Below are 20,619 nucleotides of genomic sequence, written 5' to 3'. Positions count from 1 at the left end.
CGGTTAAAAGAACAGTGGAGCGGGCCCTCAGGCCCGCTCCACCGCTTCAAAACTGGTTGTTACTCTGCGGCTGCAGCAGCAACGATGTTGACTACGCGACGTCCGCGGCGGGTGCCGAATTCAACGGCGCCCGGGGTCAATGCGAACAAGGTGTCGTCACCGCCGCGGCCAACGCCGGCGCCCGGGTGGAAGTGGGTGCCACGCTGGCGGACGATGATCTCGCCTGCGGAAACGACCTGGCCGCCGAAGCGCTTGACGCCGAGGTACTGAGCGTTGGAATCGCGACCGTTGCGAGTGGAGCTCGCGCCCTTTTTATGTGCCATCTGAAATGCCTGCCTCTAAATTCTGGGGAATCTGTTGAAATGCCTGAACAGTAACCGGTGGTTACTTGATGCCGGTGATCTTGACCTTGGTCAATTCCTGGCGGTGACCCTGGCGCTTCTTGTAGCCGGTCTTGTTCTTGAACTTCTGGATGACAATCTTAGGACCACGCAGGTCCTGGAGGATTTCAGCCGTAACAGTTACCTTGGCCAGGTCTTTGGCTGCGGAGGTGACCTTGTCACCGTCAACCAGGAGCAGCGCGGGCAGCTCAATGGTGCTGCCGGCTCCACCGGCGACGCGGTTCAGGGTAACGAAGTCTCCAACGGAAACCTTCTCTTGGCGGCCGCCTGCGCGGACAATCGCGTACACCACTTGGGAACTCACTTCTCTCGACGTTTATAACAAAATTTGCGTGCGGAACCGACTCACTAAAAGCCTGGTTTCTCGCTGTGCCTCAACGCCGTGGGGTCATAACCCAAGTGTTGGCGTAAGCACCGAAGATCCAGAATACGCTAAATCCGTCTCCAGCCGCAAATGAGGCTGGTTCCGGCGGGCCGGCTGTGATAGTAACCACAACTTGGCATGCAGCGCCGCAACTGTGCGTATCCATCATAGCCGCGTCGCCGCCGTCGGACGTCAGGAGTGCAGGCGCGGCGCGTCGAAGAACTCCACTTCAAGCCGGCAGGACTGCTTGAACGCCGTCACCATGGCAGCCTGTTCCTGGTCAGAGACCTTCCGTCCCGCCGCATCCACGATCGCGATGGCCTGCCGGGTGGCCTCCGCGAAGCCTTCGTCGGCGTACGTGCGGAGCCATGCGGCGTAGGCGTGCCCGTCAGGTTCGCCCGCGGCGAGGAACTGGCCGTGCAATGTCCTGCCCACCTCGGCGTAGAGCCAGAAGCAGGGTAGGACAGCGGCGGCAAGGACGGCATAGCTGCCCGACGCCGACACTGCGGTGAGGTGGTCAACGTAAGCCTTGGTGACGGGTCCAAGACCGGTTAGCCCGGGCCGGGTGCTGAGCCATGAGCGGTGGAGTTCCGATTCCACTTCAAGGCACTGCCGGGCTGAGCCTGCCCAGAACAGCTGCTCCGCTTCGGAGGGGGCCAGGGCGCTGGCCCGGGCCAGGACCCGGGAGTATCCGTTCAGGTACAAGGCGTCCTGGGCGAGATAGTAGGCGAAGTCCTTCTCAGCCAGTTCGCCTGAGGCCAGGCCGTGGATGAACTCCAGGGCGTAGATGTCCGCCAGGTCCTCCCGGGCTTCGGCCCAGAGCCGGGCAGCGAAGCCGCCTTCCTGGAGATGTGGCCGCACATGGTGGAAGTGGTGCACGGGTCCGTTCCCCCGGCCGACCTCGAGCTGGCCCGAATTCTCAAGCGCCCCGGCAAGCCAGGGCTTGACCGTCCGCAGCGACGCCTCCCAGTCGCCCAGGCGGGCCTGGACCGTTGCCATGGCAGAGGACAGCGAACAGCCCGTGCCATGGCTGTTCCGGGTATCGATGCGGGTACCGGGCACTTCCACGACATCATGCGCCAGCACGCCGGCGGTGTTCACCAGCGCGTCCGGGCAGCTTTCGCCTGACAGGTGTCCGCCCTTGACCAGAACGGTGGCGCCGGTGGCATCAGCCAGGCGCCTGCCCTGGTCCAAGGCTGCTTCCCAGTCCCCTGCCGGCTCCTCACCCACCAGCATGGCGAGTTCCGGCAGGTTGGGGGTGATGAGGTGGGCAAGGGGCAGCAATTCCCGGAGGGCGGCTTCGGCGGATTCCTTCAACAGTCGGTCGCCGCTGGTGGCCACCATCACCGGGTCCAGGACCACGACGGCGGGACGCACCTTTTCGAGCCATTGGCGGACCGTGCGGATCACCGCTTCGTCACCGAGCATGCCGATCTTGACGGCGTCGATGGTGATGTCGTCGCTGACGGCATCGAGTTGCTGGGCCAGGAAGGGCGCCGGTGGAACGTGGACGGCCACAACGCCGCGGGTGTTCTGTGCGGTGAGTGCGGTGATGGCAGCCATGCCGTATCCGCCGTGGGCTGCAATGCTCTTGAGGTCCGCCTGGATTCCTGCGCCACCGGATGGATCGGAGCCCGCGATGGAGAGGACACGTGGCACCTCCCGGCCCACCGGACTCCCGGAGGGAGCCGTGGAGGCAGTTGGCAGGGGCATGGAAAGGGTCGAAGACAACAGACATCCCTTCGCCGGTACTAGCCGGACAGGTTCAACGGGTGTGGATCTCAGCCGGCCTTCTGCGCGGCACCCCGTGTCGGTTTCCCAGCCTAGCCGGTAGCCCCGGGCCGCGGTAAAGGTGACGGCCCCCGGATGCGGGAAGTCCCCGCCTGGTGGACTGTTCCCCCCGAAATAACGGGGGGAACGGTCCACGGGACGGGGACTTCATAGGCAACCTTTGACGCGCGGCCTAGAGTTCCGAGGCTGGAACGCCGACGCCGAGGATGATGGGTTCCTCTGACGGCTTGCCCGTATCAGCAGGCTTTGCCGTCTGCTGCTTCGCGGGTTCCGGGGCCTTGGCTGCGTGCGAGTGGCCGGTATTGGCGGCCTGCACGTTCTCATGGTGCTGGACAGCGGTTTCGTTGGCAGCACCCTGGGCCCGGCTGGCTGCCCGGTGGCGGCGCGGCCTGCGTTCGCGGGTCTGCTCCAGCGTGTGGTCGGAGTAGTCCTTCTCAGCCGGCGCTTGCCCGACGCGCGCCTGGGCTTCCCCGCCCTGCGGCAGGTGCTCCGGCGCGGTCTGTTCCGTTGCCGGCTCAGCGGCTCCGGCGTTCCCCGATGCGGCCTCAACGGGCGACGCCGGCTGGCCGAGGTGGGCGAATGCTTCCGCAAGCCGGTCCAGCGTCAGGGCAGGCCTGGGGTGCTGCTCCTCCGCATGCTCCACGAACGGAAGCGGGACTTTCTCGCCGCCAAAGGTCAGGACCGCCGCGGGACGCCCGTGGGCGTCGGCGTCGTGCGTTTCCCCGTCGGCTGCCGGAGCAGGCTGCACCGGCGTTTGCGGGGCGGGAGCCTGCTGTGCCGGCACCTGCCGGGCCGCGGCCAGCTCGTCGTCGTGCACGTGGGCCGCGTGGGCGGCGGCGGCGATGTTCGCCAGGGCAAGCCGGGTGGCCTCCGCCTTGGCGTGCCGCTCGGCGTCGGCGGGATCAGGCTGCACGGTGTGGACGTGCACCGCAGGTGCCGGTACCGACTCGGCCTGCTGGCCGCCGCGTCCGCGCCGGCGTTTGCGCTCGGTCCGGGGACCGGGCTGGCCGGCGTCGATCCGCTGCCCCTCGGGGCGGTGGGCTTCCCCACGGGCGTCGGGACGGTTGTCGGCGCGCTGGACGTGGTGTTCGGCCGCCACGATATTGGCCCGCCGGTGCTCCACGGGATCGTCGTGGGTCACCACGCCGCGTCCGGCGCACGCCTCACACTGCTCGCCGAAGACTTCCAGCAGGCCGGTGCCCATGCGCTTGCGGGTCATCTGGACCAGGCCAAGGGACGTGACCTCGGCGACCTGGTGCTTGGTCCGGTCGCGGCCCAGGCATTCCACCATGCGGCGCAGGACCAGGTCGCGGTTGGATTCGAGCACCATGTCGATGAAGTCGATCACGATGATGCCGCCGATGTCGCGCAGCCGCAGCTGGCGCACCACTTCCTCGGCAGCTTCGAGGTTGTTCTTGGTGACGGTTTCCTCGAGGTTGCCGCCGCTGCCGGTGAACTTGCCGGTGTTGACGTCCACCACGGTCATGGCTTCGGTGCGGTCGATGACCAGGGAACCACCGGAGGGCAGGAATACCTTCCGCTCAAGTGCCTTGTGGATCTGCTCGTCGATGCGCCAGGCGGAGAAGATGTCCTGGTCCTTGGTCCACTTCTCGAGGCGTCCCACCAGGTCCGGGGCCACGTACGTGACGTAGGCCTCGATGGTGTCCCAGGCCTCCTCGCCGGAGACGATGAGCTTGGAAAAGTCCTCGTTGAAGACGTCGCGGACCACCTTGATGGTCAGGTCCGGTTCGCCGTACAGCAGTTCGGGAGCAAGGATCTTGGTGGAGGTGGACTGGCTCTCGATGCCTTCCCATTGCGCGCGGAGGCGGTTGATGTCGTGCGTCAGTTCTTCCTCGGACGCGCCCTCGGCCGCGGTGCGGACAATGACGCCGGCGTGTTCGGGGAGACGGTCCTTGAGGATGCGCTTGAGGCGGTTGCGTTCGACGTCGGGCAGCTTGCGGGAGATGCCGGTCATGGAGCCGCCTGGCACGTACACCAGGTAGCGTCCGGGGAGGGAGATCTGGCTGGTGAGCCGGGCGCCCTTGTGGCCCACCGGGTCCTTGGTCACCTGGACCAGGACGGTGTCGCCGGACTTGAGCGCGTTTTCGATCCGGCGCTGCTTGCCTTCGAGGTTGACGGCTTCCCAGTTGACCTCGCCGGCGTAGAGCACGGCGTTGCGGCCGCGGCCAATGTCAACGAACGCCGCTTCCATGGACGGCAGCACGTTCTGGACCTTGCCCAGGTACACGTTGCCGATCAGCGAGTCCTGCTGGGTCTTGGACACGAAGTGCTCGGCCAGGACGCCGTCTTCGAGGACGGCGATCTGGATTCTGTCGTCACGCTGGCGGACGATCATCTGCCGGTCGACGGACTCGCGGCGGGCCAGGAACTCGGCTTCGGTGATCACCGTGCGGCGGCGGCCGGTGTCGCGGGATTCGCGGCGGCGCTGCTTCTTGGCCTCGAGGCGGGTGGAGCCTTTGACGCTGGTGACGCGGTTATTCACGGGCGCTTCGGTGACCGGGCGCGGCGCGCGGACGCGTGTCACCGTGTTGGGCGGGTCGTCATCCCCGCCGCCGGTCAGCTCAAGGTCCTGGTCACCGCGGCGGCGGCGACGACGACGACGCGAGGTCACGCCGTCTTCCAGCTGCACGTTGGCGTCCTCGTCGCCTTCGTCGTCGGCGTCAGCCTCTGCAGTGGCGCCGTCGGTGTCTTCGTCCGTCTTGTCATCAATGCGGCTGCGGCCGCGGCGGCCACGGCTGCGGCGCCGGCGCCGGCCGGCCGAGTCGTCGGCATCTTCGGCTTCGTCCTCGTCAGTCTCCTCAGCCGCGGGCACCGCGGGGCGTACCACAGTGCTCAGGTCCGGGGCCTGGAAGAGGACCGACGTCGCGGAACCCGGTTCGAGGAACAGGGAACCAAAGGGGCTCGCCGCCGCAGCGGACGCGGCTTCGCTTCCGGCTTCAGGAGCGTCGGTGGCGGCGGCAGGCTCCGGTGACTGCGCAGCGTCCCGGGGGGCCTCCTGCACGGTGCCTGGTCCACCGGCGATTTCCTGGGCCGCGGGAGCCTGCTCGGGGGTTTCTTCCGCTGCCGCTTCTTCCACGGCTTCCGGTGCTGCCGGGGCCTCGGCAGCGACATCCACGGCCGGTGATGCGGCCTCCGGGGCCGGGGACGCGACCTTGCGGGTGGCTACCCGACGACGGCGGACGGGCTTCGTTTCGACGTCCGCTTCGGCATCCGTGGCGGGGATGGCGGCCGGGCCCTCTTCGGCCCGTGCCGCTGCGGAAACCTCAGCCGAATGGGCGGCGGCAGCGGCAAGGGACTCGGCGTCATCCGCGAATGCCGGAAGGGGTTCAGCAGCGTCGGGCTTCTTCCGGGCACGGGTGCGGCGGGCCGGGGCCTTCTTCTCCGCGACGGGTTCTTCCACCGGCGTATCGCCGGCGGTTTCCGGTGCCGTGGCCTCCGCAGGGGTCACGGCGTCTGCCTTGGGCACCGCCTTGCGCCGGGTGCGCGGTGCTTTCTTGGGTGCAGCAGCAGCTTCCGCTGCTTCGTCGTTAACTGCCAGATCTCGATCATTGTCCATATGTGGCAACACTCCTGCCCCTGACGTACCGCCACATCCGGCACCCATTGGGGCACATATTGTCAAAACCCGCAGGCGTTGACAGAAGTCAATTGGATGCTCCCAGGTTCGCACCGGCATTGGGGTGCGGCAGCCCACGGGAGCCGGCGGCTGTTCTGAAAACCCGTTGTTCTGCGTGCCACAACCAGGTGCCGCTCAATGGAGTCGCGGGAGTGCCGGAGAATTCCGAAGCCTGCCCTGCTCATCATTGGCGGTCTTGGGAACAAACCACCGGACCGGAGTCCGAATGTGGATCGGCTTCCAGCCACTGTCATTCTCTCATACCCGGGCAGGATCGCCGCGGAGGCCTGCGTTTCCGTTGCCTTTCCTGAGTGGAAGCATCAGCCACCGGCGCTACAATCAGGCACAGGAGCACCGGATGAAAAGGACGCCACACCCATGCCCAGCATCTCCCCCGTCAGCGCCCACGAAAGCGACCGCGCCGTCCAGCCGCGCACCAGTGCTGCCGAAAGCCTTCCCCCGATGACCCGGAACCGGCCGTTCGGCTGGCTGCTGGTCATCACCGGAATCGTGGGGTGGCTTGCCTCCGGAACGCTGGTCCTGGAGAAGCTCGAAGTACTCAAGGACCCCAACCACACCACCGTGTGCGACGTGAATCCCTGGATCTCGTGCGGCCAGGTCATGCAGACCTGGCAGAGCTCCGTGTTCGGCTTCCCCAACATGTTCATCGGCATCGTGGCGTTCGCCATCATCATCACGGTCGGCATGGCCCTGCTTTCCGGCGCCACCTTCGCCCGCTGGTACTGGGTTGGCCTGCAGGCAGGCGTCACGCTCGGCTTCGCGTTCGTGGTCTGGCTGTGGTCCCAGGCCCTTTACTCCATCCACATCCTCTGCCCGTTCTGCATGATCGTGTGGTCGGCCATGATCCCGCTTTTCGTGTGGACCACCATCCGGAACATCACGGCCGGCGTCATCCCCATGCCCGCCCGCGCAACACGCATCCTCGGTGACTCCGGCTGGATCATCACGGCACTGCTATACGTGGCCGTCATCGCCACCATCTTCTTCGCGTTCATCCAGGTGTTCGCGGGAACATCCGGCTTCTGAACCGCAGACAAAAGAAGCCCTTGGTTCCGAAGAACCAAGGGCTTCTTGCTGTTCCGGGACCTGTCAGGCCTGGAACCAGATCTTGATCTCGCGCTCGGCGGAGTCGGTGGAGTCCGAGCCGTGCACCAGGTTCTGCTGCACCTTCAGGCCCCAGTCACGGCCGAAGTCGCCGCGGATGGTGCCCGGTGCCGCCGTCGTGGGGTCGGTGGTGCCGGCCAATGAACGGAAGCCTTCGATGACGCGGTGACCTTCGAAGATGGCTGCCACGACCGGGCCGCTGAGCATGAACTCCACCAGCGGCTCGTAGAACGGCTTGCCCACGTGCTCTTCGTAGTGCTGCTCCAGCAGTTCCCGGGTGGCGTCAACCTTCTTCAGCTCAACGAGGCTGTAGCCCTTGGCTTCGATCCGGGCCAGGATGGCACCGGTCAGGTTACGGGCGACGCCGTCGGGCTTGATCAGGACGAGGGTGCGCTCTGTAGTCACAACTGCTCCAATGGTTTGGGTGGGGTTTCGGGTCAAGTCTACGGGGACTAAGGCTGGGCCGGGCCGGCCGCCTGGTCCGGGTGGGAGGCTTCCCATTCAGCTTGCTCGCGTGCGCGCTGCGCCGCTTCACGGTCCAGCCGGATGCCGGTGCGGATCCCGTACCACCAGGCGATGGCGAACAGGGCGCCCACCAGGAACATGGCAGGCTCAAAGATCCCCGTCAGGATCAGGATGACCTGCAGGATCCACCCCAGTGCCACTCCCCAGGGTTTGTTGAGGACCGCGCAGGCCACCACCATGACGGCACTCAGGGCAAGGCCTACGCCCAGGATCAGGGCGGGCGGGAACTCCCCGCGGCGCAGGCCGAACACAGCCAGGGTGGCGAAGAACATGACGAACGCTTCCAGCAGCAGCACCGTGGAGGCGAACATGACCTTGGTGGAGCGGCGCTTCTTCGGCATCCCGGGCCGCCATTCGCGCTGTGCCTTTGTGAGTCTGGCCACGGATTACGCCTCAGTCTTCCCGAGCAGGATCCGGGCTTCGGCCACCAAGGTGATGGAGCCCGTGACCAGTACTGCGCCGGAGAGGTCGTCGTTGGCTTCTGCCCGCTGCACGGCCCATTCCAGGGCGTCATCCAGTTTCTCTGCGATGTGCACGTTGTTCTCGCCGAAGCCCAGGTCAACCGCGAGTTCTGCGAGTTCGGCTGCCGGAACCGCCCGCGGGGAGTTGGACTGGGTGAAGCAGTACTCGTCCGCCAGGCCGCCCAGGGATTCCTTGAGTTCGCGCAGGATCTCCTCGGCGTCCTTCTCCTTGAGCACCCCCACCACCGGAACCAGCTTGGTGAACGTGAATGCTTCCTGCAAGGCCGCGGCGGAGGCCTTGATGCCATCGGGGTTGTGTGCGGCGTCCACGATGATGGTGGGCGCCGTGCGCACCACTTCCAGGCGGCCCGGCGAGGTCGCTGCCGCGAAGCCTTCCTGCAGGACCTCGAAGTCGAGTTCCTTCTCGCCGCCGAAGAACGCCTCCAGGGCTGCTACCGCCACGGCGGCGTTCTGGGCCTGGTGGGACCCGTGCAGCGGCACCAGCAGGTCCGGGTAGCGGCCAGCGATGCCCTGGATGGTGACCATCTGGCCGCCGACTGCCACGGTGCGTGACTCGACACCAAACTCCACGCCCTCGAAGCGGAAAGGCACGCCCACTTCCTTGGCCTTCTCCAGCAGCACCTGGGCCGCGTCGATGGGCTGGGCGGCGCTGATCAGGTACCCGCCGGGCTTGATGATGCCGGCCTTTTCACGGGCGATGTCCTCCGTGGTGTCACCGAGCAGGTCGGTGTGGTCCAGGGAGATCGGGGTAACCACCGAGACCAGGCCGTCCCCGACGTTCGTGGCATCGGTGATGCCGCCCAGGCCCACCTCGATGACGGCCACGTTGACCGGCTGGTCAGCGAAAATGGCGAAGCCCAGGATGGTGAGGCATTCAAAGTACGTCAGCCAAGGCCGGCCCTCGGCTTCCAGTTCCGCGTCAACGATCTGCAGGTAGGGCCGGATCTCGTCCCAGATCCGCACAAAGGTCTCATCAGGCACAGGGTGGCCGTCGATGCTGATCCGCTCGGTGACCTTGGACAGGTGCGGGCTGGTGTAGCGTCCCGTACTCAGGCCGTGGGCGCGGAGTACGGACTCAATCATCCGCGACGTCGAGGTCTTGCCGTTGGTTCCTGTCACGTGGATGATCGGGAACGCCTTGTTCGGTTCACCGAGCACGTCCATGGCCCGGAACAGCGGAGCCAGGCGCGGCTCCATCTTGTTTTCCGGCGCCCGGCCCAGCAGTTCCGCGTAGACGCTCTCTACGGAAAATTCGTCAGTCATGGATCAGGCCTCTACTTTTTCGACGGCGACAACCGGTTCGGCGGCGTCCGATGGTTCTGCCGTGAGGTCCACGGTGAGGGTCTCGCCCTTGACCAGTTCGGCGTTCGCCAGTAGGGCCGCCACGACGTTCTGCGCGGCGGTGACCGTGGTTCGGATCCGGTCACTCACGTTGAGCCCGGCGTCCTTGCGCGCCTGCTGGATGGCCCGGACCATGTCGCGTGCCATCCCCTCGGCCTCAAGCTCGGGCGTGACCTCGGTGTTGAGCACCACGAAGCCGCCTCCAGGCAGGACGGCCACGGCCTTGGAGCCGCCGTCACCGCCGTCGGAATCCGCCACTACGGTCTCCAGGGTGTACTCCTGGGGCTCCAGCCGCAGGCCGCCCGCGGTGACTACACCGTCGTCGTCCACTGACCAGTCGCCGGACTTGGCGCCCTTGATGGCAGCCTGGACGTTCTTGCCCAGCCGCGGGCCCGCGGCGCGGGCGTTGACCACCAGCTTCTGCTGGATGCCGAATTCCTCCGGGGACGCGTTCTCGGCGTCGAGCAGGCGGACAGCACGCAGGTTGAGTTCATCGGCGACGACGGCGGCGAAACCATCCAGCGCGCCGGCACCGGGTGCCACCACGGTGAGCTCCTGCAGGGGCAGGCGGACACGGAGGTTGGCTGCCTTGCGGAGCGAGGACCCGGTGGAGCAGATCTGCTGGACGCGGTCCATGGCCTGCACCAGGGACGGGTTTGCCGGGAATAGGTCGGCGTCCGGCCAGTCGGCCAGGTGCACGGAACGGCCGCCGGTGAGGCCGCGCCAGATCTCCTCGGACACGAGCGGCAGCAGCGACGCCGCGGCGCGGGTGACCGTCTCGAGGGCCGCGTAGAGGGCGTCGAAGGCGTCCTTGTCCTCGTCGAAGAACCGCTGCCGGCTGCGGCGGACGTACCAGTTGGTGAGCATGTCCAGGTAGCTGCGCAGCGAATCGCAGGCACCGGAGATGTCATACGAGTCCAGCTGCGCGGTCATATTCCGGACCAGGTCGCCGGTGTTGGCCAGCAGGTACTGGTCCAGTGTGTCGGCGTAGCCGTCGTAGCGCAGCGTGGCGTCGTAGCCGGCGCCACCGTTCGCGGCATTGGTGTACAGGGTGAAGAAGCTGTAGACGTTCCAGAGCGGCAGGATGACCTGGCGGACGCCGTCGCGGATGCCCTGCTCGGTGACGATCAGGTTGCCGCCGCGGAGGATGGGGCTGGACATCAGGAACCAGCGCATGGCGTCGGAGCCGTCGCGGTCCAGGACCTCGGAGACGTCCGGGTAGTTGCGCAGGCTCTTGGACATCTTCTGTCCGTCGGAGCCGAGCACGATGCCATGGCTGATGACATTGCGGAAGGCCGGCCGGTCGAACAGCGCGGTGGAGAGGATGTGCAGCATGTAGAACCAGCCGCGGGTCTGGCCGATGTATTCCACGATGAAGTCCGCCGGGTTGTGCGTGTTGAACCAGGCTTCGTTCTCGAACGGGTAGTGCACCTGGCCGTAGGGCATCGAGCCGGAGTCGAACCAGACATCCAGGACGTCCTCGACGCGGCGCATCACCGACTGGCCCTCTTCCGGGGTGCGGGGGTCGTCCGGGTTGGGCCGGGTGAGCTCGTCGATGAACGGCCGGTGGAGGTCCACCTGGCCGTCCTTGTTCAGCGGCAGCCGGCCGAAGTCGGCCTCGATTTCGGCGAGGGAGCCGTAGACGTCGGTGCGCGGGTATTCGGGATCCGTGGACTGCCACACCGGGATGGGACTGCCCCAGAAGCGGTTGCGGCTGATGGACCAGTCGCGGGCGTTGTCCAGCCACTTGCCGAACTGGCCGTCCTTGACGTTGCCGGGGATCCAGTTGATCTCCTGGTTCAGTTCGGACATCCGGTCCTTGAACTTGGTGACCTCGACGTACCAGGAGGACACGGCGCGGTAGATCAGCGGGTTGCGGCAGCGCCAGCAGTGCGGGTAGCTGTGCTCGTAGCTCGCTTGCCGGACAAGCCGGCCCTGGGCGCGGAGCACCTGGGTGATGGGCTTGTTGGCCTCGAAGACCTGGAGTCCGGCGATGTCGTGGAGGTCGCCGTGCTTGAACAGGGGCAGGAACTTTGCGCCCTCGTCGACGGAGAGCACCACCGGAATGCCGGCTTCTTCGCAGACCTTCTGGTCATCTTCGCCGTAGGCCGGAGCCTGGTGCACGATGCCGGTACCGTCCGTGGTGGTCACGTAATCGGCCACCAGGAAGCGCCAGGCGTTTTCCATGCCGTACTTTTCGTTGTCGGCGAAGTCATCCCAGAGCCGCCGGTACGCCAGGCCCTCCAGCTCAGCACCGGTGTGCGTGGAAACGACCGCCGCTTCGGCGTCCTCGAAGCTGTCGTAGCCGAGGTCTTTCGCGTAGTTGCCCAGCAGGTCTGCCGCCAGCAGGAAGCTGCCCGTCACCGGGGCGTCGGCCGAGGCGGCCTTGACGCCGTTGGGTCCGGCAGGGAGCACCGCGTAGATGATGGAGGGTCCGACGGCGAGCGCGGCGTTGGTGGGCAGCGTCCAGGGCGTGGTGGTCCAGGCGAGGGCCTGGACGCCATCGAGCTCCTTGGACAGCGCGGATTCGCCGGCGATGATGGGGAACGTGACGGTGACCGTCTGGTCCTGGCGGTTCTTGTAGACGTCGTCGTCCATGCGGAGCTCATGGTTTGACAGCGGCGTCTCATCCTTCCAGCAGTACGGCAGGACCCTATAGCCGTTGTATGTCAGGCCCTTGTCGTGCAGCTGTTTGAAGGCCCAGAGGACCGATTCCATGTACTCGACGTTCAGTGTCTTGTAGTCGTTGTCGAAGTCCACCCAGCGTGCCTGGCGGGTGACGTAGCTGCGCCATTCGTCGGCGTACTTCATGACGGAGGCCCGGCAGGCGTCGTTGAACTTGTCGATGCCCATGGCTTCGATCTGGGTCTTGTCCGTCATGCCCAGCTGCTTCATGGCCTCGAGTTCGGCAGGCAGGCCGTGGGTGTCCCAGCCGAACCGGCGCTCGACCCGCTTGCCGCGCTGGGTCTGGTAGCGGCCCACCAGGTCCTTGGCGTAACCGGTCAGGAGGTGGCCGTAGTGCGGCAGGCCGTTGGCGAACGGTGGGCCGTCGTAGAACACGAATTCGTTGCTGCCCGGCTCGCCGCCGGGGGCGTCGGCACTGCGCTGGTCGATGCTGGCCTGGAAAGTGCCGTCCTGGTCCCAGTACTTCAGGATGCGCTCTTCGATCTCCGGGAACTTCACGGAGGCGGAAACGCCGGCATTGCCGCTGGCTGGGGTGCTGGAAGCTGAGGCCTTGGGGTAAAACGTCATGTTCGACATCCTGGGTTGGGCGCGGTGAACCTCCGGCGCAGGCCGGCTGTTCCGTTCAGGATGCGAGGACGGCGTCCGTGCCGCCCTGGGACTGCACGCTCACCGCGGTACCACCTCACTTACCGGCGCTGCGTGTCCCTCACGGAACGGGCGCCGCACCGGCCTCTCGTTAACTGCTGTGACGGGCTTACCCGTCCGGTTCTACTGACGCGGCCGGCCCTGGACGGGCGGCAGCGGGTTCTTCCGGAAGCTCACCGGTGATTGCCGGGTCATAGCCACTGGCCAGTCTACTATTTCCGCCGTGTCCAGTGCCATTCCGGAGCCTGGGGCGCGGCTGCACCGCGTTTGGGCTCTGCGATAGGGTCGATTTACGGAGATTTCTGACAGGGGGACCAGATATGAACCGAATTGTTCTGGCCACTGCGGCCGTCGTCATGGCTGCCTCGTTGGCGTCGTGTTCCACACCGGAGGCCAAACAGCCGCCAGCTGATGGTGGGACGTTCGACACGATTGACGACCTGAAGGATGCCGTGGAATTAGCCGGGCTGTCGTGCCCCGAGCTGGTGCTCCACAATGACGCCAAGTATTCCGCTTCGTCGGGAAGCTGTGGAGAACTTCTGTCCCTGGCCGTTTACGGCAGCGATGCTTCCTTGGAGACGCAGCTCGATTTTTGGAAGCCCATCGGCCAACGGGCAATTAATGTCGGCAAGAACTGGACGGTTGTCAGCGAAGACTCCAAACTCATTCAACGGAAATTGGGCGGCACAGTCTTCCGGACCGGGCAGTAGGCCCAAGCTCATAATCCATCGCGGGGCTGACCGTGGCGGGCATGTTGCCTAGACTCGCTCCATGACAGCTTCGAAGCGTTCCGCAGGGGCCGCGCGTGCGGCTGCGGCGTGCCGGTGGCTGTTCCTTCCCGTGGCACTTCCGGTGGCGGCGGTTTCGGCCGTCCGCGCCGTACCCGCCGACTGGCCGGTGCTCGGGGTGCAGCTGGTGGCCTTCACGCCGTGGTTCGCCGTCCCCGGAGCGGCCGCAGTTGTCCTGGCCTTCGCCGGGCGACGCCGCTGGCAGCAGGTTGTGGGAGCCGTCCTGCTGGGATGCCAGGCGCTGTGGCTTTTTCCGTTGGACATTCGGGAGCCTGCGGCCGAGGCAGCGGCGCCAGTCCCGCTGGTTGCCATGACCATCAACGCGGAACTGGGCGGTGCGGACGCATCCGGCATCGTGGGGATGGTCCGTGACCGGCACGTGGACCTGCTCGCGGTGGAGGAATACACACCCGCACTGGAACGGAAGCTTACCGAGGCTGGACTGGACCAACTGCTCCCCCACCGGGTTGCCCATGCCAGGGAGGGCGCAGGCGGCGCCGCCGTTTACTCCACGTACAAGCTCAAGGAGGCCGGCGTTCTCCCCGGAACGCAATTCACCATGCCCGTGGCCCGCCTCGAACTGGCCGATGGCAGCGGGACGTCGCTGCGGATAGTAGCCGTCCACACCTTGGCACCCGTAGGCGACGCCCTCCAGCAATGGCGCAGCGACCTCGCTGCCGTGGGGAGAGTGGACAACGGCGCCGGTCCGCTGCTGCTGGCCGGCGACTTCAACGCCACCTATGACCACCACGAATTCCGGTCGCTGCTGGCGGGTACCGGGGGCAGCCGGACCCTCGTGGACGTGGCCGCGTCCCTTGGAAGCAGGCTCGTGCCCACCTGGCCGATGCGCGGCTACCGGCTGCCCGGCATCACGCTGGACCATCTGGTGACCAGCCCGGACATCCGGGGCTCGAACTATTCGGTCCAGCGGGTTCCGGGAACTGACCATGCGGCGGTGGTGGCCACCCTGCACATCAAGGGTTCCTAGCCCTTCCGGATCAGTTTGTGGGTTGCGGCCTGCGCCACCGGCCGGATGACGATCTGGTCCAGGTTGACGTGGTGCGGAGCGGAGACGGCGTACCGGACCACGTCTGCCACATCCGCGGCGGTCAGCGGCTTCTCCACCCCCTGGTAGACCTTCCCGGCGGCCTGCGCATCGCCCAGGCGGTTAAGCGCGAATTCCTCGGTCTGCACCAGGCCCGGCGCCACCTCGATGACGCGCACGTTGTGCTCCGCTTCCTCCAGGCGGAGGGCACTTGTCAAGGCGTGCTGGCCGAACTTGGCCGCGTTGTACCCTCCGCCACCCTCGTAGGCGTCCAGGCCCGCCGTGGAAGTCAGGTTGAGCACTGTTCCCCGGCCGGTGGCGCGGAGCATCGGCAGGAAGGCGCGGGTGAGCTTCATCGTTCCAAGGACGTTGACCCGGAACATCCACTCCCAGTCGGCGGTGCTGGCGGCGCCCACCTTGTCCGCCCCGCGAGCGCCGCCGGCGATGTTGATGAGCGTATCGATCCCGCCCGCCTCGGTGACCCGGGCGAGAAGCCGGGACACGTCGTCGTCCTCTGCGATGTCAGCAGGGATCGCGACGGCGCCCGTCTCCCCTGCCAGTGCGGCGAGGCGGTCGGCGCGGCGTGCGACGGCGAAGACCGTCCAGCCGTCCGCGCGCAGGGCGCGGACCGTCGCTTCCCCGATTCCGCTGCTCGCGCCGGTCACCAGTGCTGCCTTTTTCTGCAAGTCCTCAGTCATGGCACAACCCTAACGGGACCAGCGGGGAACGTCCGGAAACGTAACCACAGCCGGGCCCGGGGTGGTCGGACCGCGCGTCCGGAAGCAGTGCCGGGGAACGGTGCCGCCCGGGCTGCACGAGGTTGGTTGGGTGGGATCGGAGCGGGCATGAAAGAATTGCCCAATGGCTGAAGACATGCAGGGTACAGACACGCCCACCACCGCCCCCATCAACGTTCCGGACAAGCCGGCCCTCGAAGGCCTCGAAGCCGCACTCACCCGGCGCTGGCTGTCCGAAGGAACCTACAAGTTCAACCCCGACACCACCCGGGAGCAGGTCTACTCGATCGACACTCCCCCGCCCACCGCATCGGGCTCCCTGCATGTGGGGCACATGTTCTCCTTCACCCAGACGGACGTGCAGGCGCGCTACATGCGCATGACGGGCAAGAACGTCTTCTACCCCATGGGCTGGGACGACAACGGCCTGCCCACCGAGCGCCGGGTGCAGAACTACTACGGCGTGCGGTGCGACCCCGCCATTCCGTACAACGCCGACTACCGGCCGCCGGCCCAGCCCGCCAAGAACCAGCGGGACTTCGATGTCGTGTCCCGCCAGAACTTCATCGAACTCTGCGAGGAACTCGCCGTGGAGGACGAGAAGGTCTTCGAGAACCTGTTCCAGACGTTGGGGCTGTCCGTTGACTGGGACCTGACCTACCGCACCATCGATGACACCTCCCGTGCCGTGTCCCAGCGCGCCTTCCTGGCCAACCTGGCCGCCGGGGACGCGTACATGGCCGAGGCCCCCACACTGTGGGACGTCACGTTCCGCACGGCCGTGGCCCAGGCGGAACTGGAGGACCGGGAAGTCGCGGGCGCCTACTACCGCTACCCCTTCTTCACCGAAGACGGCGAAAAGATCTTCATCGAGACCACGCGTCCGGAATTGCTGGCCGCATGCGCCGCCCTGGTGGCAAATCCCGACGACGAGCGGTACCAGCCGCTGTTCGGCAAGACCGTGACGTCGCCGCTGTTCGGCGTCGAACTGGAAGTCAAAGCCCACCCGCTGGCTAAGGCGGACAAGGGCTCGGGTATCGCCATGGTTTGCACTTTCGGCGACTTGACCGACGTCACCTGGTGGCGCGAACTGCAGCTGCCCACGCGCGCCATTATGGGCCGTGACGGCCGCATCATCGCCGAGACCCCTGAGTGGATCACCAGCGAGTCCGGCAAGGAAGCGTACGCCGCGATTGCCGGCAAGACCGCCTTCTCCGCGAAGGAGGCCGTGGTGGAACTGCTCAAGGAAGCTGACCTGCTGGACGGCGAACCCAAGAAGATCACCCACCCGGTGAACTTCTTCGAAAAGGGCGACAAGCCGCTGGAAGTGGTGACCTCCCGCCAGTGGTACATCCGCAACGGAGGCCGCGATGAGGACCGCCGCGAACGCCTGATCGGCCGGGGCAAGGAGATCGACTTCCACCCGTCCTTCATGCGCTCCCGCTACGAGAACTGGATCGCCGGCCTGAACGGCGACTGGCTGGTCTCCCGGCAGCGCTTCTTCGGCGTGCCCATTCCCGTCTGGTACCCGCTGGACGGGCAAGGCAACCCGGACTACGACAACCCCGTCCTCCCCTCGGATGACATGCTCCCCGTGGACCCGGCAGCGGACGCCGCCCCGGGATTCGAGGAAGCCCAGCGTGACCAGCCCAACGGCTTCACCGGCGATGCCGATGTCCTGGACACGTGGGCCACGTCATCCCTGACCCCGCAGATCGTGGGCGGCTGGAGCCGGGACGAGGACCTGTTCGCGAAGGTGTACCCGTTCGACCTCCGCCCCCAGGGCCATGACATCATCCGTACCTGGCTGTTCTCCTCTGCGGTGCGCGCCGACGCCCTACAGAAGAGTGCGCCCTGGAAGCACGCCGCCATTTCCGGCTGGATCCTGGACCCGGACCGCAAGAAGATGTCCAAGTCCAAGGGCAACGTGGTGGTCCCCACCGATGTGCTGAATGAGTACGGCTCGGATGCCGTCCGTTACTGGGCTGCCTCGGCGCGGCTCGGGGCCGATACCGCGTACGAGATCGCGCAGATGAAGATCGGCCGGCGCCTGGCCATCAAGCTGCTGAACGCCTCCAAGTTCGTGCTGAACCTGGGTGCCACCGAAAACTCCGTCCTCTCGGACGACCTTTCGGTGCTGACCAACCCCTTGGACCGGGCATTGCTGGCCCAGCTGGCGAATGTCGTCAGCCAGTCCACAAAGGCGTTTGAGAACTACGACTACGCCCGCGCCCTGCAGCTCACGGAATCGTTCTTCTGGCAGTTCACGGACGACTACGTGGAACTGATCAAGGACCGTGCCTACGGAGCGGCAGGCGAATCCGAGCAGGAATCGGTGCTGGCGGCGCTGGCTACCACCCTGGACGCCCTGCTGCGGCTCTTTGGCCCCTTCCTTCCGTTCGCCACGGAGGAAGTGTGGAGCTGGTGGCGCACGGGCTCCGTGCACCGGGCCGCGTGGCCTTCGGCACTGGAGATTCCCGGCGGTGATACCACCATGCTGGCAACAGTGGGGACCGCGCTCAGCGGTGTCCGCAAGGCCAAGTCCGAGGCGAAGGTCAAGCAGCGGACGGAGGTGCTATCCGCCACGATCACCGCTGCGGAGTCACTGACGGCGCAGCTGCAGGCCGGGCTGGCGGATTTGAAGGCGGCGTCGAACGCCCGGGAAATTATCTTGGTGGTGGGTGACGGGGACCTCGCGGTGACCGATGTTGCCCTGGCCGCGAGCGACGAGCCCGCCAAGGCCTGACCGGCCGGCCGCCGGCCCTGCGCGCAGCGGCCCGTTTTGGGCAAAGGGGAAGCCCCATCAGCGTTTTGCCGTTGGTGGGGCTTCGACTTTCGGCCATCTGGTGACGTTTTTCCAATGGTCTGGCAGGATCCGCTGAATTTCCAGGTCTTACTACACCGTCACTGGTAGCTTGCATTCGACTTCGCCGATGGCTGCGTCGAAATTGCATATCACTGAATCTTTGGTTCCTGCGTCCCGCTTCTTGCGAAGTGGGTAAGATCCATTGTTCTCCCGGGCCGGCCCACGTGCAAGGGCCCCGGGAGAACTACTGTGGTGTAGTTCTCCCGGGGCCCTTGGCGCGCGTCCGCTCAGGCGTGCTTAGTCGAATTCGGGGCTTTCCGTGCGGCTGCGCTTGAGCTCGAAGAAGTGCGGGTACCCGGCGATTGCCGTGGTGGCGTCCCACAGTTTGCCCGCTACCTCGCCGCGGGGAATGCGGGTCAGCACGGGTCCGAAGAACGCTGTTCCGTTGAAGGCGACCACCGGGGTTCCGACATCCTGGCCCACCAGGGAAATGCCTTCCTCGTGGCTGGCCCGGAGTAGGGCGTCATAGGCGTCAGTGGTTGCGGCGTCGGCCAGGGACTCCGGGAGGCCGCATTCCGCGAGGGCCTTGGCAATAACTTCCGAGCGGTCCTTCTCGCCACGGTCGTGAATCAGGGTTCCCATGGCATCATAAAGCGGCTTGATGACCTGGGGGCCATGCTCTTCCCGGGCGGCAATGATCACGCGGACCATGCCCCAGGCGTTGTCCATGGATTCCCGGTAGGCCGGCTCAAGGTCGCGGCCCTCGTTCAGCACGGCCAAGCTCATCACGTGCCATTCGGTCTCGATGTCGCGGACGGATTCCACCTCGCCGATCCAGCGGGACGTAATCCAGGCGAACGGGCACAGGGGGTCGAACCAGAAGTCGGCTTTGTTCTTGGCGGGTGAAGTCACGGAGTCCTCTCGGTCAGGCAGACTTGCGGCGCTTGGCCGCGTGCGGAATCAGGGTGGGTTCGGCGCCCCGCAGCACCACGTCTTCGGTGATGACCACGCTGGCCACGTCCTCGCGGCTTGGCAGATCGAACATCACCGGAAGCAGGACTTCCTCCAGGATGGCACGGAGTCCGCGGGCGCCGGTCCCGCGCTCAAGGGCCTGCTCCGCGATGGCATCCAGGGCGGTGTCGTCGAACATCAGCTCAACGCCATCGATCTGGAACATCTTCTGGTACTGCTTCACCAGGGCGTTCTTGGGGGTCGAGAGAATCTGGATCAGGGCGTCACGGTCCAGGTTGGAGACCGTGGTGATGACGGGAAGCCTGCCGATGAATTCGGGGATCAGTCCGAACTTCAGCAGGTCCTCCGGCATGACCTCGCCGTACGAGTCAACCTTCTTGCTGGCCTCGTTGAGGGGGGCCCCGAAGCCGATGCCCTTGCGCCCGGAGCGGGAGCCGATGATCTCTTCCAGCCCGGCGAACGCACCGGCCACAATGAACAGGACGTTCGTGGTGTCGATCTGGATGAATTCCTGGTGCGGATGCTTCCGGCCGCCCTGCGGTGGCACCGACGCCACCGTGCCTTCCAGGATTTTCAGGAGGGCCTGCTGGACGCCCTCGCCGGACACGTCCCGGGTGATGGAAGGGTTTTCGCTCTTGCGCGAGATCTTGTCGATTTCATCTATGTAGATGATGCCCTGCTCGGCCTTCTTGACGTCGTAGTCAGCGGCCTGGATGAGCTTGAGGAGGATGTTCTCCACGTCTTCGCCGACGTAGCCGGCCTCGGTGAGTGCGGTTGCATCTGCCACGGCGAACGGGACGTTCAGGCGCCGGGCAAGTGTCTGCGCAAGGTAGGTCTTGCCACAGCCGGTGGGTCCGATGAGGAGGATGTTTGATTTGGCGATTTCGACGTCGTCGTGGTGCCCGGCGTCGCCAAGGCTCCCGGACTTGGGCGCGTGCCCGGCCTGGATTCGCTTGTAGTGGTTGTAGACCGCGACGGCGAGGGAACGCTTGGCGGGCTCCTGGCCAATGACGTATTCCTGCAGGAAGTCGAAGATCTCCCGCGGTTTGGGAAGTTCGAAGCTGCCGAGGTCCGCGACCTCGGCGAGTTCCTCTTCAATGATTTCGTTGCACAACTCGATGCATTCATCGCAGATGTAGACACCGGGCCCGGCAATGAGCTTGCGGACCTGCTTCTGGCTCTTTCCGCAGAAAGAGCACTTCAGCAGATCAGTGCTCTCGCCAATCCGAGCCATATGTGAACCCCTTAGTATCCTGCTGCCAGGCAGCCCTGCGC

15 protein-coding genes and 1 riboswitch are annotated in these 20,619 nt (G+C 66.0%); of the genes, 4 read left to right on the top strand and 11 right to left on the bottom strand.

What is annotated here, in order from left to right; genetic code table 11:
- Positions 1-59: 59 nt before the first annotated feature.
- From rpmA to AB4Y79_RS05755, 4 genes are all read right to left on the bottom strand, one after another.
- Positions 60-323, bottom strand: a complete 264-nt coding sequence (gene rpmA, locus AB4Y79_RS05770; RefSeq protein ID WP_009372867.1) for a 50S ribosomal protein L27 — start codon at positions 321-323, stop codon at positions 60-62.
- A gap of 61 nt (positions 324-384) precedes the next feature.
- Positions 385-693: a 50S ribosomal protein L21 gene (gene rplU, locus AB4Y79_RS05765; RefSeq protein WP_018761567.1), complete on the bottom strand. Its 309-nt coding sequence runs from the start codon at positions 691-693 to the stop codon at positions 385-387.
- A 264-nt stretch (positions 694-957) separates the two neighbouring features.
- On the bottom strand, positions 958-2,478 hold the full coding sequence (gene thiD, locus AB4Y79_RS05760; RefSeq protein WP_441859865.1) for a bifunctional hydroxymethylpyrimidine kinase/phosphomethylpyrimidine kinase: 1,521 nt from the start codon (positions 2,476-2,478) through the stop codon (positions 958-960).
- Positions 2,479-2,485: 7 nt separating this feature from the next.
- Positions 2,486-2,583: riboswitch (TPP riboswitch) on the bottom strand.
- A gap of 145 nt (positions 2,584-2,728) precedes the next feature.
- Positions 2,729-6,133, bottom strand: a complete 3,405-nt coding sequence (locus tag AB4Y79_RS05755; protein WP_441859602.1) for an Rne/Rng family ribonuclease — start codon at positions 6,131-6,133, stop codon at positions 2,729-2,731.
- Between the two features lie 438 nt (positions 6,134-6,571).
- Here AB4Y79_RS05755 and AB4Y79_RS05750 point away from each other — a divergent pair, with 438 nt between their 5' ends.
- Positions 6,572-7,240 carry a vitamin K epoxide reductase family protein gene (locus AB4Y79_RS05750; RefSeq protein ID WP_441859600.1) on the top strand — a complete coding sequence of 223 codons (669 nt, stop codon included), beginning with the start codon at positions 6,572-6,574 and terminating at the stop codon, positions 7,238-7,240.
- Positions 7,241-7,303: 63 nt separating this feature from the next.
- Here AB4Y79_RS05750 and ndk read toward each other — a convergent pair whose 3' ends face one another.
- The 4 genes from ndk to ileS are packed head-to-tail and all read right to left on the bottom strand — an operon-like array spanning position 7,304 to position 12,918.
- Positions 7,304-7,723, bottom strand: a complete 420-nt coding sequence (gene ndk / locus AB4Y79_RS05745) for a nucleoside-diphosphate kinase (protein WP_441859598.1) — start codon at positions 7,721-7,723, stop codon at positions 7,304-7,306.
- 47 nt (positions 7,724-7,770) lie between these two features.
- Positions 7,771-8,226 (bottom strand): DUF4233 domain-containing protein, encoded by a 456-nt coding sequence (locus tag AB4Y79_RS05740; RefSeq protein WP_441859597.1) that lies wholly within the window; start codon positions 8,224-8,226, stop codon positions 7,771-7,773.
- Positions 8,227-8,229: 3 nt separating this feature from the next.
- Positions 8,230-9,588, bottom strand: a complete 1,359-nt coding sequence (locus AB4Y79_RS05735; RefSeq protein ID WP_441859596.1) for a bifunctional folylpolyglutamate synthase/dihydrofolate synthase — start codon at positions 9,586-9,588, stop codon at positions 8,230-8,232.
- Positions 9,589-9,591: 3 nt separating this feature from the next.
- Positions 9,592-12,918, bottom strand: a complete 3,327-nt coding sequence (ileS, locus tag AB4Y79_RS05730) for an isoleucine--tRNA ligase (RefSeq protein WP_441859594.1) — start codon at positions 12,916-12,918, stop codon at positions 9,592-9,594.
- Between the two features lie 398 nt (positions 12,919-13,316).
- Here ileS and AB4Y79_RS05725 point away from each other — a divergent pair, with 398 nt between their 5' ends.
- Positions 13,317-13,706, top strand: a complete 390-nt coding sequence (locus AB4Y79_RS05725; RefSeq protein WP_441859592.1) for a hypothetical protein — start codon at positions 13,317-13,319, stop codon at positions 13,704-13,706.
- Positions 13,707-13,767: 61 nt separating this feature from the next.
- Positions 13,768-14,772 carry an endonuclease/exonuclease/phosphatase family protein gene (locus AB4Y79_RS05720; RefSeq protein WP_441859590.1) on the top strand — a complete coding sequence of 335 codons (1,005 nt, stop codon included), beginning with the start codon at positions 13,768-13,770 and terminating at the stop codon, positions 14,770-14,772.
- Here AB4Y79_RS05720 and AB4Y79_RS05715 read toward each other — a convergent pair.
- The gene (locus AB4Y79_RS05715) at positions 14,769-15,527 is read right to left on the bottom strand and encodes an SDR family oxidoreductase (RefSeq protein ID WP_441859588.1); all 759 of its coding nucleotides are present in this window, start codon (positions 15,525-15,527) and stop codon (positions 14,769-14,771) included. The two genes, AB4Y79_RS05720 and AB4Y79_RS05715, sit on opposite strands and share 4 nt — an antisense overlap.
- Positions 15,528-15,690: 163 nt before the next feature.
- Between AB4Y79_RS05715 and valS the strand changes: the two genes are divergently transcribed.
- A complete protein-coding gene (valS, locus tag AB4Y79_RS05710; RefSeq protein ID WP_441859586.1) occupies positions 15,691-18,312 on the top strand; it encodes a valine--tRNA ligase in 2,622 nt (873 codons plus the stop codon).
- A gap of 357 nt (positions 18,313-18,669) precedes the next feature.
- Here valS and AB4Y79_RS05705 read toward each other — a convergent pair whose 3' ends face one another.
- Positions 18,670-19,284, bottom strand: a complete 615-nt coding sequence (locus tag AB4Y79_RS05705; RefSeq protein ID WP_441859584.1) for a mycothiol-dependent nitroreductase Rv2466c family protein — start codon at positions 19,282-19,284, stop codon at positions 18,670-18,672.
- Positions 19,285-19,297: 13 nt separating this feature from the next.
- Positions 19,298-20,578 carry an ATP-dependent Clp protease ATP-binding subunit ClpX gene (gene clpX / locus AB4Y79_RS05700; protein WP_441859582.1) on the bottom strand — a complete coding sequence of 427 codons (1,281 nt, stop codon included), beginning with the start codon at positions 20,576-20,578 and terminating at the stop codon, positions 19,298-19,300.
- Positions 20,579-20,619: the final 41 nt, after the last annotated feature.

Origin of the sequence: Pseudarthrobacter sp. YAF2 (genome assembly GCF_052113345.1) — a bacterium.
GTDB lineage: Bacteria > Actinomycetota > Actinomycetes > Actinomycetales > Micrococcaceae > Arthrobacter.
This window is presented reverse-complemented; position numbering and strand designations above follow the sequence as displayed.